At 65.6% G+C, this 15,592-nt stretch carries 15 protein-coding genes; 11 read left to right on the top strand and 4 right to left on the bottom strand.

Annotation, left to right across the window (positions count from 1 at the left end; all coding sequences use genetic code 11):
- Positions 1-20 precede the first annotated feature (20 nt).
- The 4 genes from P1J78_RS03140 to P1J78_RS03125 are packed head-to-tail and all read right to left on the bottom strand — an operon-like array spanning position 21 to position 3,447.
- Positions 21-698 carry a cyclase family protein gene (locus P1J78_RS03140; protein WP_275565869.1) on the bottom strand — a complete coding sequence of 226 codons (678 nt, stop codon included), beginning with the start codon at positions 696-698 and terminating at the stop codon, positions 21-23.
- A complete protein-coding gene (locus P1J78_RS03135; RefSeq protein WP_275565868.1) occupies positions 695-1,990 on the bottom strand; it encodes a TRAP transporter large permease in 1,296 nt (431 codons plus the stop codon). Before P1J78_RS03135 ends, P1J78_RS03140 begins: the two co-directional genes overlap by 4 nt.
- Positions 1,987-2,475: a TRAP transporter small permease gene (locus P1J78_RS03130; RefSeq protein WP_275565867.1), complete on the bottom strand. Its 489-nt coding sequence runs from the start codon at positions 2,473-2,475 to the stop codon at positions 1,987-1,989. Before P1J78_RS03130 ends, P1J78_RS03135 begins: the two co-directional genes overlap by 4 nt.
- Positions 2,476-3,447 carry a TRAP transporter substrate-binding protein gene (locus P1J78_RS03125; protein WP_275565866.1) on the bottom strand — a complete coding sequence of 324 codons (972 nt, stop codon included), beginning with the start codon at positions 3,445-3,447 and terminating at the stop codon, positions 2,476-2,478. It lies immediately after the preceding gene.
- Positions 3,448-3,620: 173 nt separating this feature from the next.
- On the opposite strand from P1J78_RS03125, the gene P1J78_RS03120 reads away from it, so the two are divergent.
- The 11 genes from P1J78_RS03120 to kynU all read left to right on the top strand — a co-directional run bounded on the left by P1J78_RS03120 (position 3,621) and on the right by kynU (position 15,558).
- On the top strand, positions 3,621-4,640 hold the full coding sequence (locus P1J78_RS03120; RefSeq protein WP_275565865.1) for a LacI family DNA-binding transcriptional regulator: 1,020 nt from the start codon (positions 3,621-3,623) through the stop codon (positions 4,638-4,640).
- A 208-nt stretch (positions 4,641-4,848) separates the two neighbouring features.
- Positions 4,849-5,649 carry an enoyl-CoA hydratase family protein gene (locus P1J78_RS03115; protein WP_275565864.1) on the top strand — a complete coding sequence of 267 codons (801 nt, stop codon included), beginning with the start codon at positions 4,849-4,851 and terminating at the stop codon, positions 5,647-5,649.
- A complete protein-coding gene (locus P1J78_RS03110; RefSeq protein WP_275565863.1) occupies positions 5,649-6,803 on the top strand; it encodes an acyl-CoA dehydrogenase family protein in 1,155 nt (384 codons plus the stop codon). The genes P1J78_RS03115 and P1J78_RS03110 overlap by 1 nt, the downstream gene beginning before the upstream one ends.
- 170 nt (positions 6,804-6,973) lie before the next feature.
- Positions 6,974-9,256, top strand: a complete 2,283-nt coding sequence (locus P1J78_RS03105; RefSeq protein ID WP_275565862.1) for a bifunctional salicylyl-CoA 5-hydroxylase/oxidoreductase — start codon at positions 6,974-6,976, stop codon at positions 9,254-9,256.
- Entirely contained in the window at positions 9,253-9,996 is a 744-nt protein-coding gene (locus tag P1J78_RS03100) for an SDR family NAD(P)-dependent oxidoreductase (RefSeq protein WP_275565861.1), read from the top strand. Before P1J78_RS03105 ends, P1J78_RS03100 begins: the two co-directional genes overlap by 4 nt.
- Positions 9,993-10,451 (top strand): acyl-CoA thioesterase, encoded by a 459-nt coding sequence (locus P1J78_RS03095; RefSeq protein WP_275565860.1) that lies wholly within the window; start codon positions 9,993-9,995, stop codon positions 10,449-10,451. The genes P1J78_RS03100 and P1J78_RS03095 overlap by 4 nt, the downstream gene beginning before the upstream one ends.
- Before the next feature lie 8 nt (positions 10,452-10,459).
- Positions 10,460-10,873 carry a RidA family protein gene (locus P1J78_RS03090; protein WP_275565859.1) on the top strand — a complete coding sequence of 138 codons (414 nt, stop codon included), beginning with the start codon at positions 10,460-10,462 and terminating at the stop codon, positions 10,871-10,873.
- 169 nt (positions 10,874-11,042) lie between these two features.
- Positions 11,043-11,558: a MarR family winged helix-turn-helix transcriptional regulator gene (locus P1J78_RS03085; protein ID WP_309568088.1), complete on the top strand. Its 516-nt coding sequence runs from the start codon at positions 11,043-11,045 to the stop codon at positions 11,556-11,558.
- 360 nt (positions 11,559-11,918) lie between these two features.
- Entirely contained in the window at positions 11,919-13,538 is a 1,620-nt protein-coding gene (locus tag P1J78_RS03080; RefSeq protein WP_275565858.1) for a benzoate-CoA ligase family protein, read from the top strand.
- A complete protein-coding gene (locus tag P1J78_RS03075) occupies positions 13,535-14,374 on the top strand; it encodes a tryptophan 2,3-dioxygenase (protein WP_275565857.1) in 840 nt (279 codons plus the stop codon). Before P1J78_RS03080 ends, P1J78_RS03075 begins: the two co-directional genes overlap by 4 nt.
- Positions 14,371-15,558: a kynureninase gene (kynU, locus tag P1J78_RS03070; RefSeq protein WP_275565856.1), complete on the top strand. Its 1,188-nt coding sequence runs from the start codon at positions 14,371-14,373 to the stop codon at positions 15,556-15,558. Before P1J78_RS03075 ends, kynU begins: the two co-directional genes overlap by 4 nt.
- Positions 15,559-15,592: the final 34 nt, after the last annotated feature.

The raw sequence follows: 15,592 nt of genomic DNA, 5'->3' as shown, positions 1-15,592 counted from the left end.
CCCTTTCAAGGTTCGACGATTCAAGATTCGATGGCGATGGCGCGCACGGGGGCGCCGTCGCAGTCCGGAATGCTCAGCGGCAGAGCGACGAACTCGACCCTGGGCCGTGAGATCGCGCCGAAATTGCACAGGTATTCCATCATCGTGATCCCGTGCAGAAGCAGCTCGACATGCGTGGTGTTCTCCTCGAGCGCGGGCTTGCGGGCGCCGGTGACGAAATCGCGGATGCACCGATCCTGCGGAAAGTCGAAGCCGACCGCCTTGATCCCGCGACTGCGCAGGAACCGGCAGCCCTCGGCCGCCATCCACGGCGCGGTGTCCCAGAAGCGCGGCTCGCTGATCGAGGCACGCCGGTCCCAGCCCGTGTGCAGCAGGGCAATGTCGCCCTCTCGAAGGTCGGCCCCCGCCCGTTCGATCAGTTCGGTGGGGATCGGCGCGTTTTCCTGCGCCTCGGTCAGGTCCAGCACCACGGCAGACCCGATGCAGCGGTCCAGCGGAATGTCCGAGGTCGTCTGCCCTCCGGGCTGGAAATGCCGCCCGGCATCCATATGGCTGAACCCGTGGATCGGCCAACCGATCCAGGTGGCCTGCGTGTAGCTGCCCGGCGTGTCGTGGCTTTTCAGCAGCCTTCGCTCGACAGTCCAGCGGAAATGCCCGGTCTCGATCGGGACCGACAGGTCGATGACGCGCCGGGTCACGGCTGGCTCCGGTCGAAGAACAGCTCGGGCAGCGTCAAGGCGATGGCGGGCACGAAGGTCACCACCAGAACCGCGCCGATCAGTACCGCGATGAAGGGCAGGCTTTCGCGGATGACCTCTTCGGGGCGGCACCCGGCCAGGGTCGCGGACATGTAGATCAGGATGCCGATCGGCGGTGTGCACAGCCCGATCAGAGAGGTCAGCACGAAGACGATCCCGAAATGGATCGGGTCGATGCCAAGCTCCAACGCGATCGGGTAGAAGATCGGGACCATGATGATCATGACGGGCAGGTTTTCCAGGAACAGGCCGATGATCAGAAGCGTGACGTTCAACAGCAGCAGAAAGACCCAGGGCCGGTCGGAGATCGAGAAGACCAGATTGGCGATGTCCTGGCTGACACGGAACTCGGCAATCAGGAACGCAAACAGCGACGCCGCGCCGAGGATCACAAGCACCTGGCCCGTCCCCGTTGCCGCCCGAACGAGCCCGCGCGCCGCCCCGGTCCAGCTCAGCTCGCGCAGCCAGAACCGGCCGATGACAAAGGCATAGAGCGCGGCGACCGCCCCGGCCTCGGTCGCGGTGAAGACGCCGCCGAGCACGCCGCCGATGATCAGGACCGGCGCCAGAAGGGCGGCGATCGCGCTGACGAAGCTGCGCCAGATCTCGCCTGGACCGGCCTGACTGGAAACCGGATAGCCGCGCCGGCTGCTGATGACGTAGGCAACCGCCATCAAGCCCACGCCGACAAGCAGCCCCGGCAGAATCCCGGCGACGAACATCTGGCCTATGGAGACCTCGGCCAGGAAGGCGAAGACGATCATGGGGATCGAGGGCGGAATGATCGGCCCGATCACCGCAGAGGTCTGGGTGACGGCGGCCGAGAACCCTGCCCCGTATCCCGACTTCTTCATCGACGGGATCAGCACCGAACCAAGCGCCGCGGTATCCGCCAGCGCCGAGCCCGAAATCCCCGCGAACATCATCGACGAGGCGATATTGGTCTGCGCCAGCCCGCCCCGGATATGGCCCACCAGCGAATTGGCGAAGGTCACGATGCGCTGGGTGATCCCGCCGGAGTTCATCCACTCGCCCACAAGGAAGAAAAAGCCGAGTGCGAGCAGGGGATAGTTCTGCACGCCGGCGACGAAATACTGTGCGAATATCTCGTCGGGGAAGAACGGGCGATAGATCGCGATCGTCAGCAACGAGGCCCCCAGCATCGCGAAGACGATCGGCACCCCCAGAAAGGCCAGGATCAGCATCGACCCGACAAGCACGAGCGTGTTCATGCGGCCGAGCCCCTCCAGCGCTCGTAAGCTTCCAGCCCGATGCGCACCGCCCAAAGCGGGCCGACCACGAGCAGCGGGATGTACAGCCATTGGCGCGACACCCGGGGCAGCGCGATGAAGAAGTCGTCTGCCGTGAATCTGGCCATGCCGAGGGCGGAGTCGGTCAGCACGTAGAGCGTTCCCAGGCAGATGATCGCGATCATGAGGTCAAGCAGCGGACGCAGCCGCGGCGGTGCGAGGTCGATGAAGAAATCCACCCGAATATGCGCCGCGCGCAACACCGAAAGCTGGATCATCCACGCCCACATCAGCATCGATGCCTCGACCGCCCAGGGAAGCGCACCTTCCCAGAGGTAGCGATTGAAGGTCGCCACCAGCGTTATTGTAACGATGGCCAGAAGCAGCAGCCCCAGCATCGCGTCGACGGTACGGTGAAACCAGGTTCTCCAGCCCGCCGACACGATGCTGCCGGACCCGTCAGCCACTTACCGCGCCGCTTCGATGGCCGCGGTCAGCTCGGTCCCGAACTGTTCCTCGTAGGCGCTCTTGACCTGCTCGTAGACGGCATCGCGCATCGCCCCGCGGTCGACGCCCTCGGACACTTCCATGCCCGCGTCCTTGAGGTCCTGAAGCCGCGCGGCGCTCTCCTTCGCGATAAGCTCGCGCTGGAAGGCGGTCGCCTCGACGGCGGCGTTGTGGATCCATGCCTGCTGATCCGCGCTCAGGCCGTTCCAGCGGCCTTCGTTCATGAAGACCGGCAGCGCCGTGTAGGCGTGCATGGTCAGCGTCATGTAGTCGGTCACTTCCTGGAACTTCATCGCGTAGACCTCGGTCACGGGATGCTCGGTTCCGTCGATCACGTTGGTCTGAAGCGCGAGATAGACTTCGCCGAACGGCATCGGCTGCGGGTTCGCCCCCAGAAGCTCGAAGGCCTGGATATGGGCCTTGTTGCCGGTGGTGCGGATCGTCAGCCCCTTCAGGTCGTCGATGCTGTTCACCGGGTGGGCCGAATTGATCACGTTGCGAAAGCCGATTTCCCAGAAGGCCAGCAACTTCAGGTCGTGTTCTCCGAGGCTCTCGCCGAGCTTCTCGCCCACCTCGCCGTCAAGCACGCGATAGACGTGCTCGGGGCCGTCGAAGATAAACGGGATGTCCAGCACGTTCTGCACCGGGTTGAACCCCGTCATCCAGGGATTGCCGGCCATGCCGATGTCGATCGTCCCGAGGCGGACGCCCTCGATCATCTCCTGCGCGTTGCCAAGCTGGCCGGCCGGGTAGATCGCGATGGTCAGGTCGCCCCCCGATTTCTCGGCGACCAGCCGCGCGAACTCTTCCGCCGCCTGGTTTTCGTAGCTGGTGGCAGAGTTGCCATGTGCAAAGCGCAGTTCGGCCGCGTTCGCGGCGCAGGCGATCAGAATGGCCGCGCTTGCGGCGACGATCCGGTTGAAAACGGTCATGTCGGTCCTCCCCTGAGAGCTCATTTCTCCCTGCGAAAGGGGTTAGCACACCAATTTTGGGAACGCTACCAAAAATCGCGGAGACGCCGCGTGCGGCCGTTCCGCTCCCTCGGATCAGCGGGTCAGCAAAAGGCTTCCGCTCCCGTAGGCAATGTGGCAAATGACTTGGAGCAATGGCTGTCGACGGCATTCATACCAAGCGGGACCGCGAGACGGTCACGCTGAAACAGGTGGCGGAACGCGCCGGCGTGGGCATCATGACCGTGTCGCGGGTCATCAACACGCCCGAGGCGGTCTCCGACAAGCTGAAGGCGCGGGTGAACGAAGCGGTCCGCGAACTCGGCTACGTTCCGAATCGCTACGCCGGCAGCCTCGCATCGGCGCGGACGAGCCTGGTCACGGTGATCGTGCCCTCCCTGTCCGGGCGCGTCTTCGGAGAGATCATCAAGGGCGCAGACGAGATCCTGTCGCCCCGTGGCTACCAGATCATGGTGTCCAACACGGCCTATTCGCTGGAGGACGAGGAACTGGTGTGCCGCCGCGTGCTGGGCTGGCGGCCGGAAGGTGTCATCATCTCGGGCATCGACCACACCGAGGGGACGCGCCGCCTGCTGCTCGATGCCGAGATCCCGGTGGTCGAGGCGCTCGAGCTCGGCGGGAACCCGATCGACATCAACATCGGCCTGTCGCACCGGGACGCCGGGCGTGCGGCCGTCGATCACCTTCTCGAACGCGGTTACCGCCAGCTCTCCTTCATCGGGGCGCAGATGCAGATCGATTTCCGCGCGCAACGACGGCGGCAGGGATTCCTCGACGGCCTGGCGGCGGCGGGACTTCAGGCCGTGCATGACATTTCGTTCGACGGCAAGGTCGCCTTCGAAGCCGGTGCGGCCGCCTTCGCGCAGTTGCAGGACACTGGCGAAGCGACCGACGCGGTGTTCTGCGTCAGCGACGAATTGGCCATCGGTGTGCTGGGCGAGGCGCAACGACGCGGCCTGCGCGTGCCACAGGACCTTGCCATCATCGGGTTCAACGATCTCGACGTCAGCTCGGCGGTCATGCCTGCGCTGACCACGATCCGGTCGCCCCGGAAGCAGATGGGCCGCCTTGCCGCGCAGGCCCTACTGGGCGATGGCGACCTGGCCAAGAAGATCGACGTCGGGTTCGAACTGATCCCGCGCGGATCGACGTAAGGCGCGTCGCGGCGTCTCGAAGAAACGGAAGCAGGATCAGCCGCGCATCGCCAGATCGCCTGCCGGGGACGGCAATTCATACATGCTCCCGGGCTCGTCCTCGGCTTGCGGCACAGGTCATATTATTTAGATTTAAAGTTTCGAACTTGAAATAGCCTCCGGCTGCAAGCCATACTGGAGCTCCGGACGCTGTTGGAAGGGGCATGTCATGCGAAGCGATACGGAACACTTCCAGTGCACGATCGAAGACGGGATCGCCCGCATCCGGCTGGACCGGCCGGAGCGCAAGAACCCTCTGACCTTCGACAGCTATGCCGAGCTGCGCGACTGGTTTCGCGATCTGGCGCATGACGACGAGGTGACCGCGGTGGTCATCCTGTCCAATGGCGGCAACTTCTCGTCGGGCGGAGATGTGCATGACATCATCGGGCCGCTCACGCGCATGACCATGAAGGAGCTCCTGGCCTTTACGCGGATGACCGGCGATCTGGTCAAGGCGATGATCGGATGCCGCACGCCGGTGATCTCGGCTGTCGACGGCGTCTGCGCCGGGGCCGGCGCGATCATCGCCATGGCCTCGGATCTCAGGGTGGCGAGCCCGGCTGCAAAGGTCGCGTTCCTGTTCAACCGTGTCGGGCTGGCCGGCTGCGACATGGGGGCCTGCGCGATCCTGCCGCGGATCATCGGCCAGGGGCGGGCGTCCGAGTTGCTCTATCTCGGCCGCGCCATGACCGCCGAGGAGGGCGCAGCATGGGGCTTCTTCAACCGCGTGGTCGAGGCCGAGGCGCTGGACGACACCGCGCTGGAGCTGGCCGGGCGGATTTCGAAAGGGCCGACCTTCGCGAATGCGATGACCAAGACGATGCTGGCGCAGGAGTGGTCCATGTCGCTGGAGCAGGCGATCGAATCCGAGGCACAGGCGCAGGCGATCTGCATGCAGGGCAACGATTTCAAGCGCGCCTACGACGCCTTCGTGGCGAAACAGAAACCCGTGTTCGAGGGCGACTGATGGCGGATCGCAGCTTTCTCGACTGGCCCTTCTTCGAGGACCGCCACCGCGCCCTGGCCGATGCGCTCGACGGCTGGGCGGCGGAGCGGCTGGGCGATCTCGACCATGCGGACACCGACGCGACGTGCCGGGCCCTGGTGCGCCATCTCGGCGCGGCGGGCTATCTGGAACACAGCGGCGCAATGGACGGGCAGCTCGATGTCCGGACCCTTTGCCTGATCCGCGAAACGCTGGCCCGCCATGACGGGTTGGCGGATTTCGCCTTTGCCATGCAGGGGTTGGGGACCGGGGCGATCTCTCTTTTCGGGACCGAGGCCCAGAAACGGGAATGGCTTCCGCTGACCCGGTCCGGGCAGGCGATTGCCGCCTTTGCCCTCACCGAACCGCAATCCGGCTCCGACGTGGCGAACTCCACGATGACGGCGGTGCGCGACGGCGGCGACTATGTCCTGAACGGCGAGAAGACCTGGATTTCCAATGGCGGAATCGCCGATGTCTACACGCTGTTCGCGCGCACCGGCGAGGCGCCGGGGGCGAAGGGGCTTTCGGCCTTCGTCGTCCCTGCCGGCCTTCCCGGCTTCGAGATCGCCGAGCGGCTGGAGACCATCGCGCCGCATCCGCTGGCCACGCTGCGCTTTACCGATTGCCGGATCCCGGCCTCCGCGCTGCTGGGCGAGCCGGGACGCGGGTTCGCCGTGGCCATGTCCGTGCTGGATGTGTTCCGGTCGACGGTGGCGGCGGCGGCGCTCGGCTTTGCCCGCCGGGCGCTGGACGAGGCGCTCGACCGGACCGCGACACGGACGGTTCAGGGCGCGCCCCTCTTCGATCTGCAGATGGTTCAGGGGCATATCGCGGATATGGCGCTCGATGTGGATGCTGCCGCGCTGCTGGTCTACCGCGCGGCCTGGACCCGCGATTCCGGCGCGCCCCGCATCACGCGCGAGGCGGCGATGGCCAAGCTCTTCGCGACCGACCGGGCTCAGCGGGTCGTCGACATGGGCGTGCAGCTTCACGGCGGCGACGGGGTGCGCAGCGGCCATATCGCCGAGCGGCTCTACCGCGAAATCCGCGCGCTCCGGATCTACGAGGGGGCGTCGGACGTGCAGAAGGTGATCATCGCCCGACAGACGCTCGCGGCCGACCAGGACCGCTAGGAGATGTCGTTGATGTCTAAATTTGTTGAGCCCGCGTCGCCCCGAAAATTGACCCTCGCTCGCAAGATATTAAGGGATCAGAAAGCTGTGATGATTGTAGCATACGTTTCATATTTAAAGTTTATATCCGGTCTGGTACGCTGCCTCGGACCAAGCGGGAGTACCTGGGCATGAAAATCGCCGTTCTCGGTGGCGGACCCTCCGGCCTCTATTTCGCGATCTCCATGAAGCTGCGCGATGCCGCCCATGACATAACCGTCTACGAGCGCAACCGGCCCGACGACACCTTCGGCTGGGGCGTGGTGCTGTCGGACGAGACGATGTCGAATTTCGACCAGAACGACCCCGTGTCGGAAAAGATGATCCGCGATCACTTCGCCTATTGGGACGACGTCAAGGTGATCCGCGGCGACGAGAGCATGGTGTCGGGCGGGCACGGGTTCTGCGGCATCGGGCGCAAGAGGATGCTCCAGCTCTTGCAGGAGCGCGCCCGCGATCTGGGCGTTACCATGGTGTTCGAACACGAGGTAAGCGAGGAGCGGCTGGAGGCCCTGCGCGCGAGCCACGACCTCGTGGTCGCCGCGGACGGGCTGAACTCGAAGACGCGCAGGATCCATGCCGACCGGTTCCAGCCCGAGATCGACATGCGGACCAACCATTTCGTCTGGCTCGGCACGCATCAGAAATTCGACGATGCCTTCACCTTCATCTTCGAGAAGACCGAGCATGGCTGGATCTGGGCGCATGCCTATCAGTTCGACGACGACACCGCGACCTTCATCGTGGAATGCGGCCCGGAGGTGTTCGAGGCCTTCGGCTTCGACAGGCTGAGCCAGCAGGAGAGCATCGCGCTCTGCGAGAAGATCTTTGAACGGCACCTCGGCGGCCATGCGCTGATGACCAATGCCAGCCACATCCGCGGCTCGGCCTGGATCCGCTTCCCGCGGGTGACCTGCGAACACTGGTATTTCGACAACGTGGTGCTTCTGGGCGATGCCTCGGCCACGGCGCATTTCTCGATCGGCTCCGGCTCCAAGCTGGGCATGGAGAGCGCCATCGCCCTTGCCGACGCGCTGAGCGCCGGCACGCCGCTGTCCGAGGCGCTTCAGACCTATCAGGACGATCGCAAGCTGCAGGTGCTGCGCGTCACCTCGGCCGCGCGCAATTCGACCCAGTGGTTCGAAGAGATCGAACGCTATCTCGATCTCGACATGATGCAGTTCAACTATGCGCTGCTGACCCGGTCGCAGCGGATCAGCCACGAGAACCTGCGCCTGCGCGATCCCGACTGGCTGGCCTCGGCGGAGGCCTGGTTCCAGGCCCGCGCGGGCAGCAATTCGGCGCGCAGCCCGATGTTCGCGCCGTTCCGGCTTCGCGACATGGAACTGGTCAATCGCGTGGTGGTCTCGCCCATGGCGCAGTACAAGGCGAAGGACGGCATGCCGACCGACTGGCATTTCGTGCATTACGCCGAGCGGGCCAAGGGCGGCGCCGGGCTCGTCTTCACCGAGATGCTCTGCGTCAGCGAAGAAGGGCGGATCACGCCCGGCTGCCCGTGCATCGGCGAGGCTCAGGTTCCGGCCTGGAGCCGGCTTGTCGATTTCGTGCATGAGGAAACGCCCGCCAAGATCTGCGCGCAGATCGGCCATGCCGGGCGCAAGGGCTCGACCCGGCTGGCCTGGGACGGCATCGACCAGCCCCTGCCCGAGGGCAACTGGCCGCTGATCTCGGCCTCGCCGATCCCGCTGATGGAGGGCAACGTCGTCCCCCGCGAGATGGACCGCACCGATATGGATCTCGTGCGCGACCAGTTCGTCGCGGCGGTGCGCGCCGCCGCCGCGGCCGGGTTCGACATGATCGAGATGCATGCCGCGCATGGCTATCTGCTGGCCTCCTTCCTGTCGCCGGTGACAAACAAGCGCCGCGACGCGTACGGCGGTTCGCTGGAGAACCGGCTGCGCTTCCCGCTTGAGGTGTTCGGCGCCATGCGGGCGGAATGGCCCGAGGCGAAACCGATGACGGTGCGCATCTCGGCGCATGACTGGATGGGCGAGGATGCCATGACGCCACAGGAGGCGGTCAGGGTGGCGGCGGCGTTCAAGGCGGCCGGGGCGGATGCGATCAACGTCTCCTCCGGGCAGACCGACAAGGCCGAGCAGCCGGTCTATGGCCGGATGTTCCAGGTGCCGTTCTCGGACCGGGTGCGCAACGAGATCGATGTGCCCACCCTCGTGGCGGGCAACATCTACGAACCCGACCACGTCAATTCGATCCTCATGGCGGGGCGTGCCGATCTGGTGCTGCTGGCCCGTCCGCATCTGGCCGATCCCTACTGGACGCTGCACGCGGCGGTGGACCTCGGCGACACCGAGCAGACATGGCTCAAGCCCTACGAGGGCGGACGGCGCCAGGCCAACACCCTGGCCGAACGCGAACGGGCCATGAACTCATGAGCCTCTCGGGGAAATCGGCCCTTGTCACCGGCGGCGGCTCCGGCACCGGCGCGGCCATCGCGCTGACGCTGGCCGAGGCGGGCGCGGCGGTGACGATCTGCGGGCGCCGCGCTGCGCCGCTGGACGCCGTGGCCGCGGGGCATGCCGGCATCCGCCCCGCGGTCTGCGACGTCACCGAGGAGGCGGCGGTGGCACGGCTCATGGCCGAGGCCGCGCCCGATATCGTGGTGGCCAATGCCGGGGCATCGGAAAGCGCGCCCTTCGTGAAGACCGAGCTCGACGCTTTCCGGCGGATGGTCGAGGTGAACCTGGTGGGCAGCTTCCTGACCCTGCGCGAAGGCGCGCGGGCGATGCAGGGCAAGCCCTGGGGCCGCCTGATCGCCATCGCGTCGACCGCCGGGTTGAAGGGCTATCCGTACGTCGCCCCGTACAGCGCCGCCAAGCACGGGGTCGTGGGCATGGTGAAATCCGTGGCGCTGGAGCTGGCCCGCAAGGGCGTCACCGCAAATGCCGTCTGTCCCGGTTTCCTCGACACCGAGATGACCGACCGCTCCATCGCCAAGATCGTCGAAAAGACCGGCCGCAGCCCGGAAGAGGCGCGCGCCGCGCTGGAAGCGACAAACCCGATGCACCGGTTGGTGCCGCCAGAAGACGTGGCCAAGACCGTGCTCTGGCTGTGCTCGGAGGGCACGGACATGATCACCGGCCAGTGCATCTCGGTCTCCGGGGGCGAGACATGAGCCAGGTTTTCTCTATCCACCGTCAGGTAGAGTTCAACCACTGCGACCCCGCGGGCATGGTGTATTATCCCAGGTACTTCGAGATGATCTCGGCGCTGACCGAACGCTTCTTCGCGGATGCGCTGGATTACGCCTGGAGCAGCATGGGCGAGGCCGCGATCGGAAACGGAACCCCGATGGGACGGATCGAGGTCCACTTCATGTCGCCATCCTTTCTCGGTGACTGGCTCGAACTGACGCTCGGCGTGGCCCGGATCGGCACCGCTTCGGCGACCTTCGAGATCGCCTGCCTCGGCGCCGGGGAGCGCAGGTTCTTCTGCCGCGCCACGGTGGTTCACGCGAAGATCGGCGGCGGCAGGTCCGTCCCCTGGCCCGCGCCCGTGCGCGCGGCGATGACGCCCTATCTCATCCCGTCCGACGAAACAGCCAAAAAGACACGCACATGCCCGCCATGACCCCTCACATGTTTCTCCAGCCCGACGGCTGGGTGCCCGCGAAAGGCTATGCCAACGGCATGCTGGCCGAGGGCCGCATCGTGTTCACCGGCGGGCTCGTCGGCTGGAACGCGGCGCAGCAATGGGAGCATACCGACATGGTGGGCCAGTTCCGCCAGACGCTCCTCAATATCGTCGCGGTGCTGGCCGAGGCCGGCGCCCGGCCCGAGCACCTGGTGCGGCTGACCTGGTATGTCACCGACAAGTCGGAGTACCTGGCGAACCTCAAGGAATTCGGCGCGGCCTATCGCGAGGTGATCGGTCGCCATTTTCCGGCCATGGCCGTGGTGCAGGTGGTGGCTCTGATGGAGGACGAAGCCAGGATCGAGATCGAGGCCACCGCCGTGATACCGAGCCCCGGCGCCCCTGCCCGCGAGGCATAGGTATTTCATACCGAAAGCATCCTCTGGCAGGACCGACCGCGTCGCGGCCTGCGGAGGCTGTCCGCAAGGCACTGGAATGCCGCATTTCTATCCGGTGCGCGGGTGTCGGTCCTGGCCGAGGGGGCATCCGTAGCCGGCCCCTTTACTTGCAGTCTGGAATGATTGATATGTGAGTATTGCGCATATGGAGACCTTCGGGACGATGAGCCAGAGCCAGGACCCTCAGCACGATGACGACCGCCTTGCCGTGCATCGTCTGCGTCTCTGGCTGCAGATGCTGAAGGCCGTGCGCCACGTGGAAAGCCAGCTGCGCGAGAAGCTTCGGGTCAACTACGACACCACCCTGCCCAGGTTCGACGTGCTCGCGGCGCTGCATGCACAGCCCGAAGGCATGAAGATGAGCGAGCTGTCGCAATTCCTCATCGTCTCCAACGGCAATGTCACCGGAGTCGTCGATCGACTGGTCACCGACGGGCTGGCCGAGCGCCGAAACCTGAGCACCGACCGCCGCGCCATCCAGGTCTGCATCACCGACAAGGGCCGCAGCCTGATGGATGCGATGGTCGAGGATCACCGGCTCTGGATCGACGAGATGTTCCGCGATGTGTCGGAAGCCGATGCCGCCCGCGGCATCTCGATCATGCTCGACATCCGCAAGGGATCGGCGGCCGTCGCCAAGAGCTGAGGTCCGCCGCAGCCTGGTTCCGGTCCCGCCCGTGCTGCGCATGCATCGGATGCAGCGGCAGCCGGAAAAAGCCATCAACTCCGCCGATCGAAACGACGCGCTGGACGCGCCTGCCGGGAAGCCCATCGCGGGCATCATGTATTTCAAACTCATAACATCCCGACTTGAAATATCAGGCCCGTCAGGTACAGTCCTTACCGGGCCATTGCCAACCTGGGATGTCGCGCCCGCCCGCGGGCCGCCATGCCAAACGAAACAGATGCCAGCCGTCCATGACGAAGCGAACGATCATCGAACAAGACCCTGCGGCATCTTTCGGATCGGGGCACCGATCCTGCGACACCAACAGAGAGATCAGTCATGCTCAGACCATCGGCTCATTCGGATACCTTCGCCCGGGATAACCTGCCCCCGGCGGATCAGTGGCCCGACCTGCTGCTCGACGGGTTCGACTATCCCGACAGGCTGAACGCAGCGGTCGAGTTGACCGATGCCATGGTTGCCAGGGGCCATGGCGACCGGATCGCGCTGATCGGAAACGGACGCCAGCGGACCTACAAGGAGCTGGCCGACTGGACCAACCGGCTCGCCCATGTACTCGTCGAGGATCTCGGGGTCAAACCAGGCAATCGCGTCCTGATCCGCTCCGCCAACAACCCGGCGATGGTCGCCGCCTGGCTCGCCGCCACCAAGGCCGGGGCGGTGGTCGTCAACACCATGCCCATGCTGCGCGCCGGCGAACTGCTGAAATACGTCGATGAGGCCGAGATCACCCACGCGCTCTGCGACACGCGGCTGATGGAGGAGATGCAGATCTGCGCGGCGCAAAGCACGACCCTCACCTCCGTCACCGGCTTCGACGGCACCTCCAACCACGACGCCGACCTCGACCGGCTCGCCCTTGAAAAGCCCGTCGCATTCGACGCAGTGGAAACGTCGCAGGATGATGTCGCGCTGATCGGCTTCACCTCGGGATCGACGGGCAAGCCCAAGGGCACGATGCATTTCCATCGCGACCTGCTGATCATCGCCGACGCCTATGCCAAGGAGGTGCTGGACGTGCAGCCCTCGGACGTATTCGTTGGCTCACCGCCCCTTGCGTTCACTTTCGGCCTCGGCGGTCTCGCCATCTTCCCGTTGCGTTTCGGCGCGACCGCGACCCTGCTCGAAACCGCTTCGCCGCCCAACATGATCGAGATCATCGAGAAATACCGCGCCACCATCTGCTTCACCGCGCCGACGGCCTACCGCGCCATGCTGCAGGCCATGGACGATGGCGCCGATCTCACATCGCTGCGCGCCGCGGTCTCCGCCGGCGAGACCCTGCCCGCCCCGGTCTACGAGGAATGGAAGGCCAAGACGGGCAAGCCGATGCTCGACGGGATCGGCGCCACCGAGATGCTTCACATCTTCATCACCAACAGGTTCGAGGATCACCGCCCCGCCTGCACCGGCAAGCCCGTCACCGGCTATCAGGCCAAGGTGATCGGCCCGGATGGCGCCGAGGTGGCCCCGGGCGAGATGGGGCGGCTTGCGGTGCGCGGCCCGACCGGATGCCGGTATCTGCGCGGCTATCGCCAGGGCGAATACGTGATCGACGGCTGGAACCTCTCCGGCGACGCCTTCACCCGGGATGACGAGGGGTATTTCCATTTCGCCGCCCGCAACGACGACATGATCGTCAGCGCCGGATACAGTATCGCCGGCCCCGAGGTCGAGGCGGCGCTGCTCTCCCACGAGGCCGTCGTCGAATGCGCGGTGGTCGGCCTCCCCGACGAAAACCGGGGCACCGTCGTGCAGGCGCATGTGGTGCTGGCGCCCGGCTTCGACGCCACCGACGAGATGCGCAAGCGCCTGCAGGATCACGTCAAGGCGACGATCGCCCCCTACAAGTATCCGCGCAGCGTTGTCTTCACGGAGGCCCTCCCAAAGACCGAAAGCGGCAAGATACAGCGGTTCAAGCTGAGGAGCGCCACATGACCGAGGGCGCGTACAATCCCGAGACGGATGGCGCGAAGACCGATTTCGGCAGCGCGATGTCCTACGGAGATTACCTCCATCTCGATGCTCTTCTTGCCCAGCAGCATCCGTTGAGCGATGCGCATGACGAGATGTTGTTCATCATCCAGCACCACACCAGCGAGTTGTGGATGAAGCTGATCATCCACGAAATGACCGCGGCGCGCGCCGCCCTCATCGCCGGGCAGATGCCCGAGTGCTTCAAGATGCTGGCGCGTGTCGGGCGCATCTTCGAGCAGCTCAACCAGCAATGGGAAGTGCTGCGGACCATGACGCCCGCCGACTATACCACGTTCCGCGAGTCGCTCGGTCCGTCCTCGGGCTTCCAGTCCTATCAGTACCGGCTGATCGAATACCTTCTGGGCAACCGCAATCCCAACATGCTCAAACCCCATGCGCATGTGCCCGAGGTCTCGTCGCTTCTGACCGAGGAACTCGCCCGCCCGAGCTTCTACGACGAGGCCATCCGCCTGCTGTTCCGCACCGTGGACGGCGACGAACGGAACGTGCCTGCACCGCAGCTGGACAGTCCGCACATTTCCACCCCGGAGATCCAGGACCGCTGGAAGACCGTCTACCAGAACGTCGACCGCTACTGGACGCTCTACCAGCTCGCCGAAAAGCTCGTCGATCTGGAGGACTACTTCCGGCGCTGGCGGTTCAACCACGTGACCACCGTAGAGCGCGTCATCGGCTTCAAGCGCGGAACGGGCGGAACCTCCGGCGTCGGCTATCTCCGCCGGATGCTCGAGGTCGAGCTGTTCCCGGAACTCTGGCATGTGCGAGGCGAGCTGTGAGTCTCCCCAGAAAGCACCTGTTCTCGATCCCCGAGGGCGTCATCTATCTGGATGGCAACTCTCTGGGGGTGCTGCCCGCCGCGGCCCGCGAGCGCGCCGCGCAGGTCATCGGCGACGAATGGGGCCAGCAGCTGATCCGGGCCTGGAACACCGCCGACTGGATGTCGCTGCCCCAAAGGGTCGGCGACCGGATCGCCGGGCTCATCGGCGCCCCGAAAGGCTCCGTCGCCACCGGCGACACGCTCTCGATCAAGGTGTTCCAGGCGCTCGCCGCCGCGCTCGACATGCGCCCCGACCGCAAGGTGGTCCTCTCGGACAACGGCAATTTCCCCACCGATCTCTACATGGCCCAGGGCCTGGCACGGCTGATCGACAAGGGCCACGAGATCCGCACCCCCGCGCCCGAGGACGTGCCGGACGCCATCGACGACAGCGTCGCCGTCGTGATGCTGACCCATGTCGATTACCGCACCGGGCGGCTGCACGACATGGCGGCGATCACCCGCGCCGCCCATGACGCCGGCGCGGTGATGATCTGGGATCTCGCCCACAGCGCCGGCGCGCTGCCCCTGGACATCGCGGGATCGCAGGCCGAATTTGCCGTCGGCTGCACCTACAAGTACCTGAACGGCGGGCCCGGCGCCCCGGCTTTCATCTATGCCCGGCCCGATATCGTCGAAGATCTCGCCCCCGCGCTCTGCGGCTGGATGGGGCATGACGCGCCCTTCGCTATGGAGCTTGGCTACCGCCCGGCGATGTCGACCGAGCGTCTGCGCGTGGGAACCCCGCCGATCATACAACTCTCGATCCTCGACACGGCGCTCGACGTCTGGGACGGCGTTTCGATGGAAGAGCTGCGCCAGGCCTCCATCGGCCTGTCGGAACTGTTCATCGCCGAGGTGGAAAAGCGCTGCCCCGGCCTTCGCCTCGCCTCGCCGCGCGATCCCGCGGCACGGGGCAGCCAGGTCTCGTTCGCGTTCGACCAGGGCTATGCCGCCATGCAGGCCCTGATTGAGCGCGGCGTCATCGGCGATTTCCGCGCCCCCGACATCATGCGCTTCGGCTTCACCCCGCTCTATCTCGACAAGGCCGACGTGCGCGCCGCCGCCGACCATATCGAGGCGGTCATCTCCCAGGAGATCTGGCGCGATCCGAAATACCAGGTCAAGTCGCGGGTAACCTGACGTTCAAGCCCCGGCCGACTCCCGCCGTCACCCG

This window comes from Psychromarinibacter sediminicola, from assembly GCF_029168335.1.
Lineage (GTDB): Bacteria > Pseudomonadota > Alphaproteobacteria > Rhodobacterales > Rhodobacteraceae > Psychromarinibacter > Psychromarinibacter sediminicola.
This window is presented reverse-complemented; position numbering and strand designations above follow the sequence as displayed.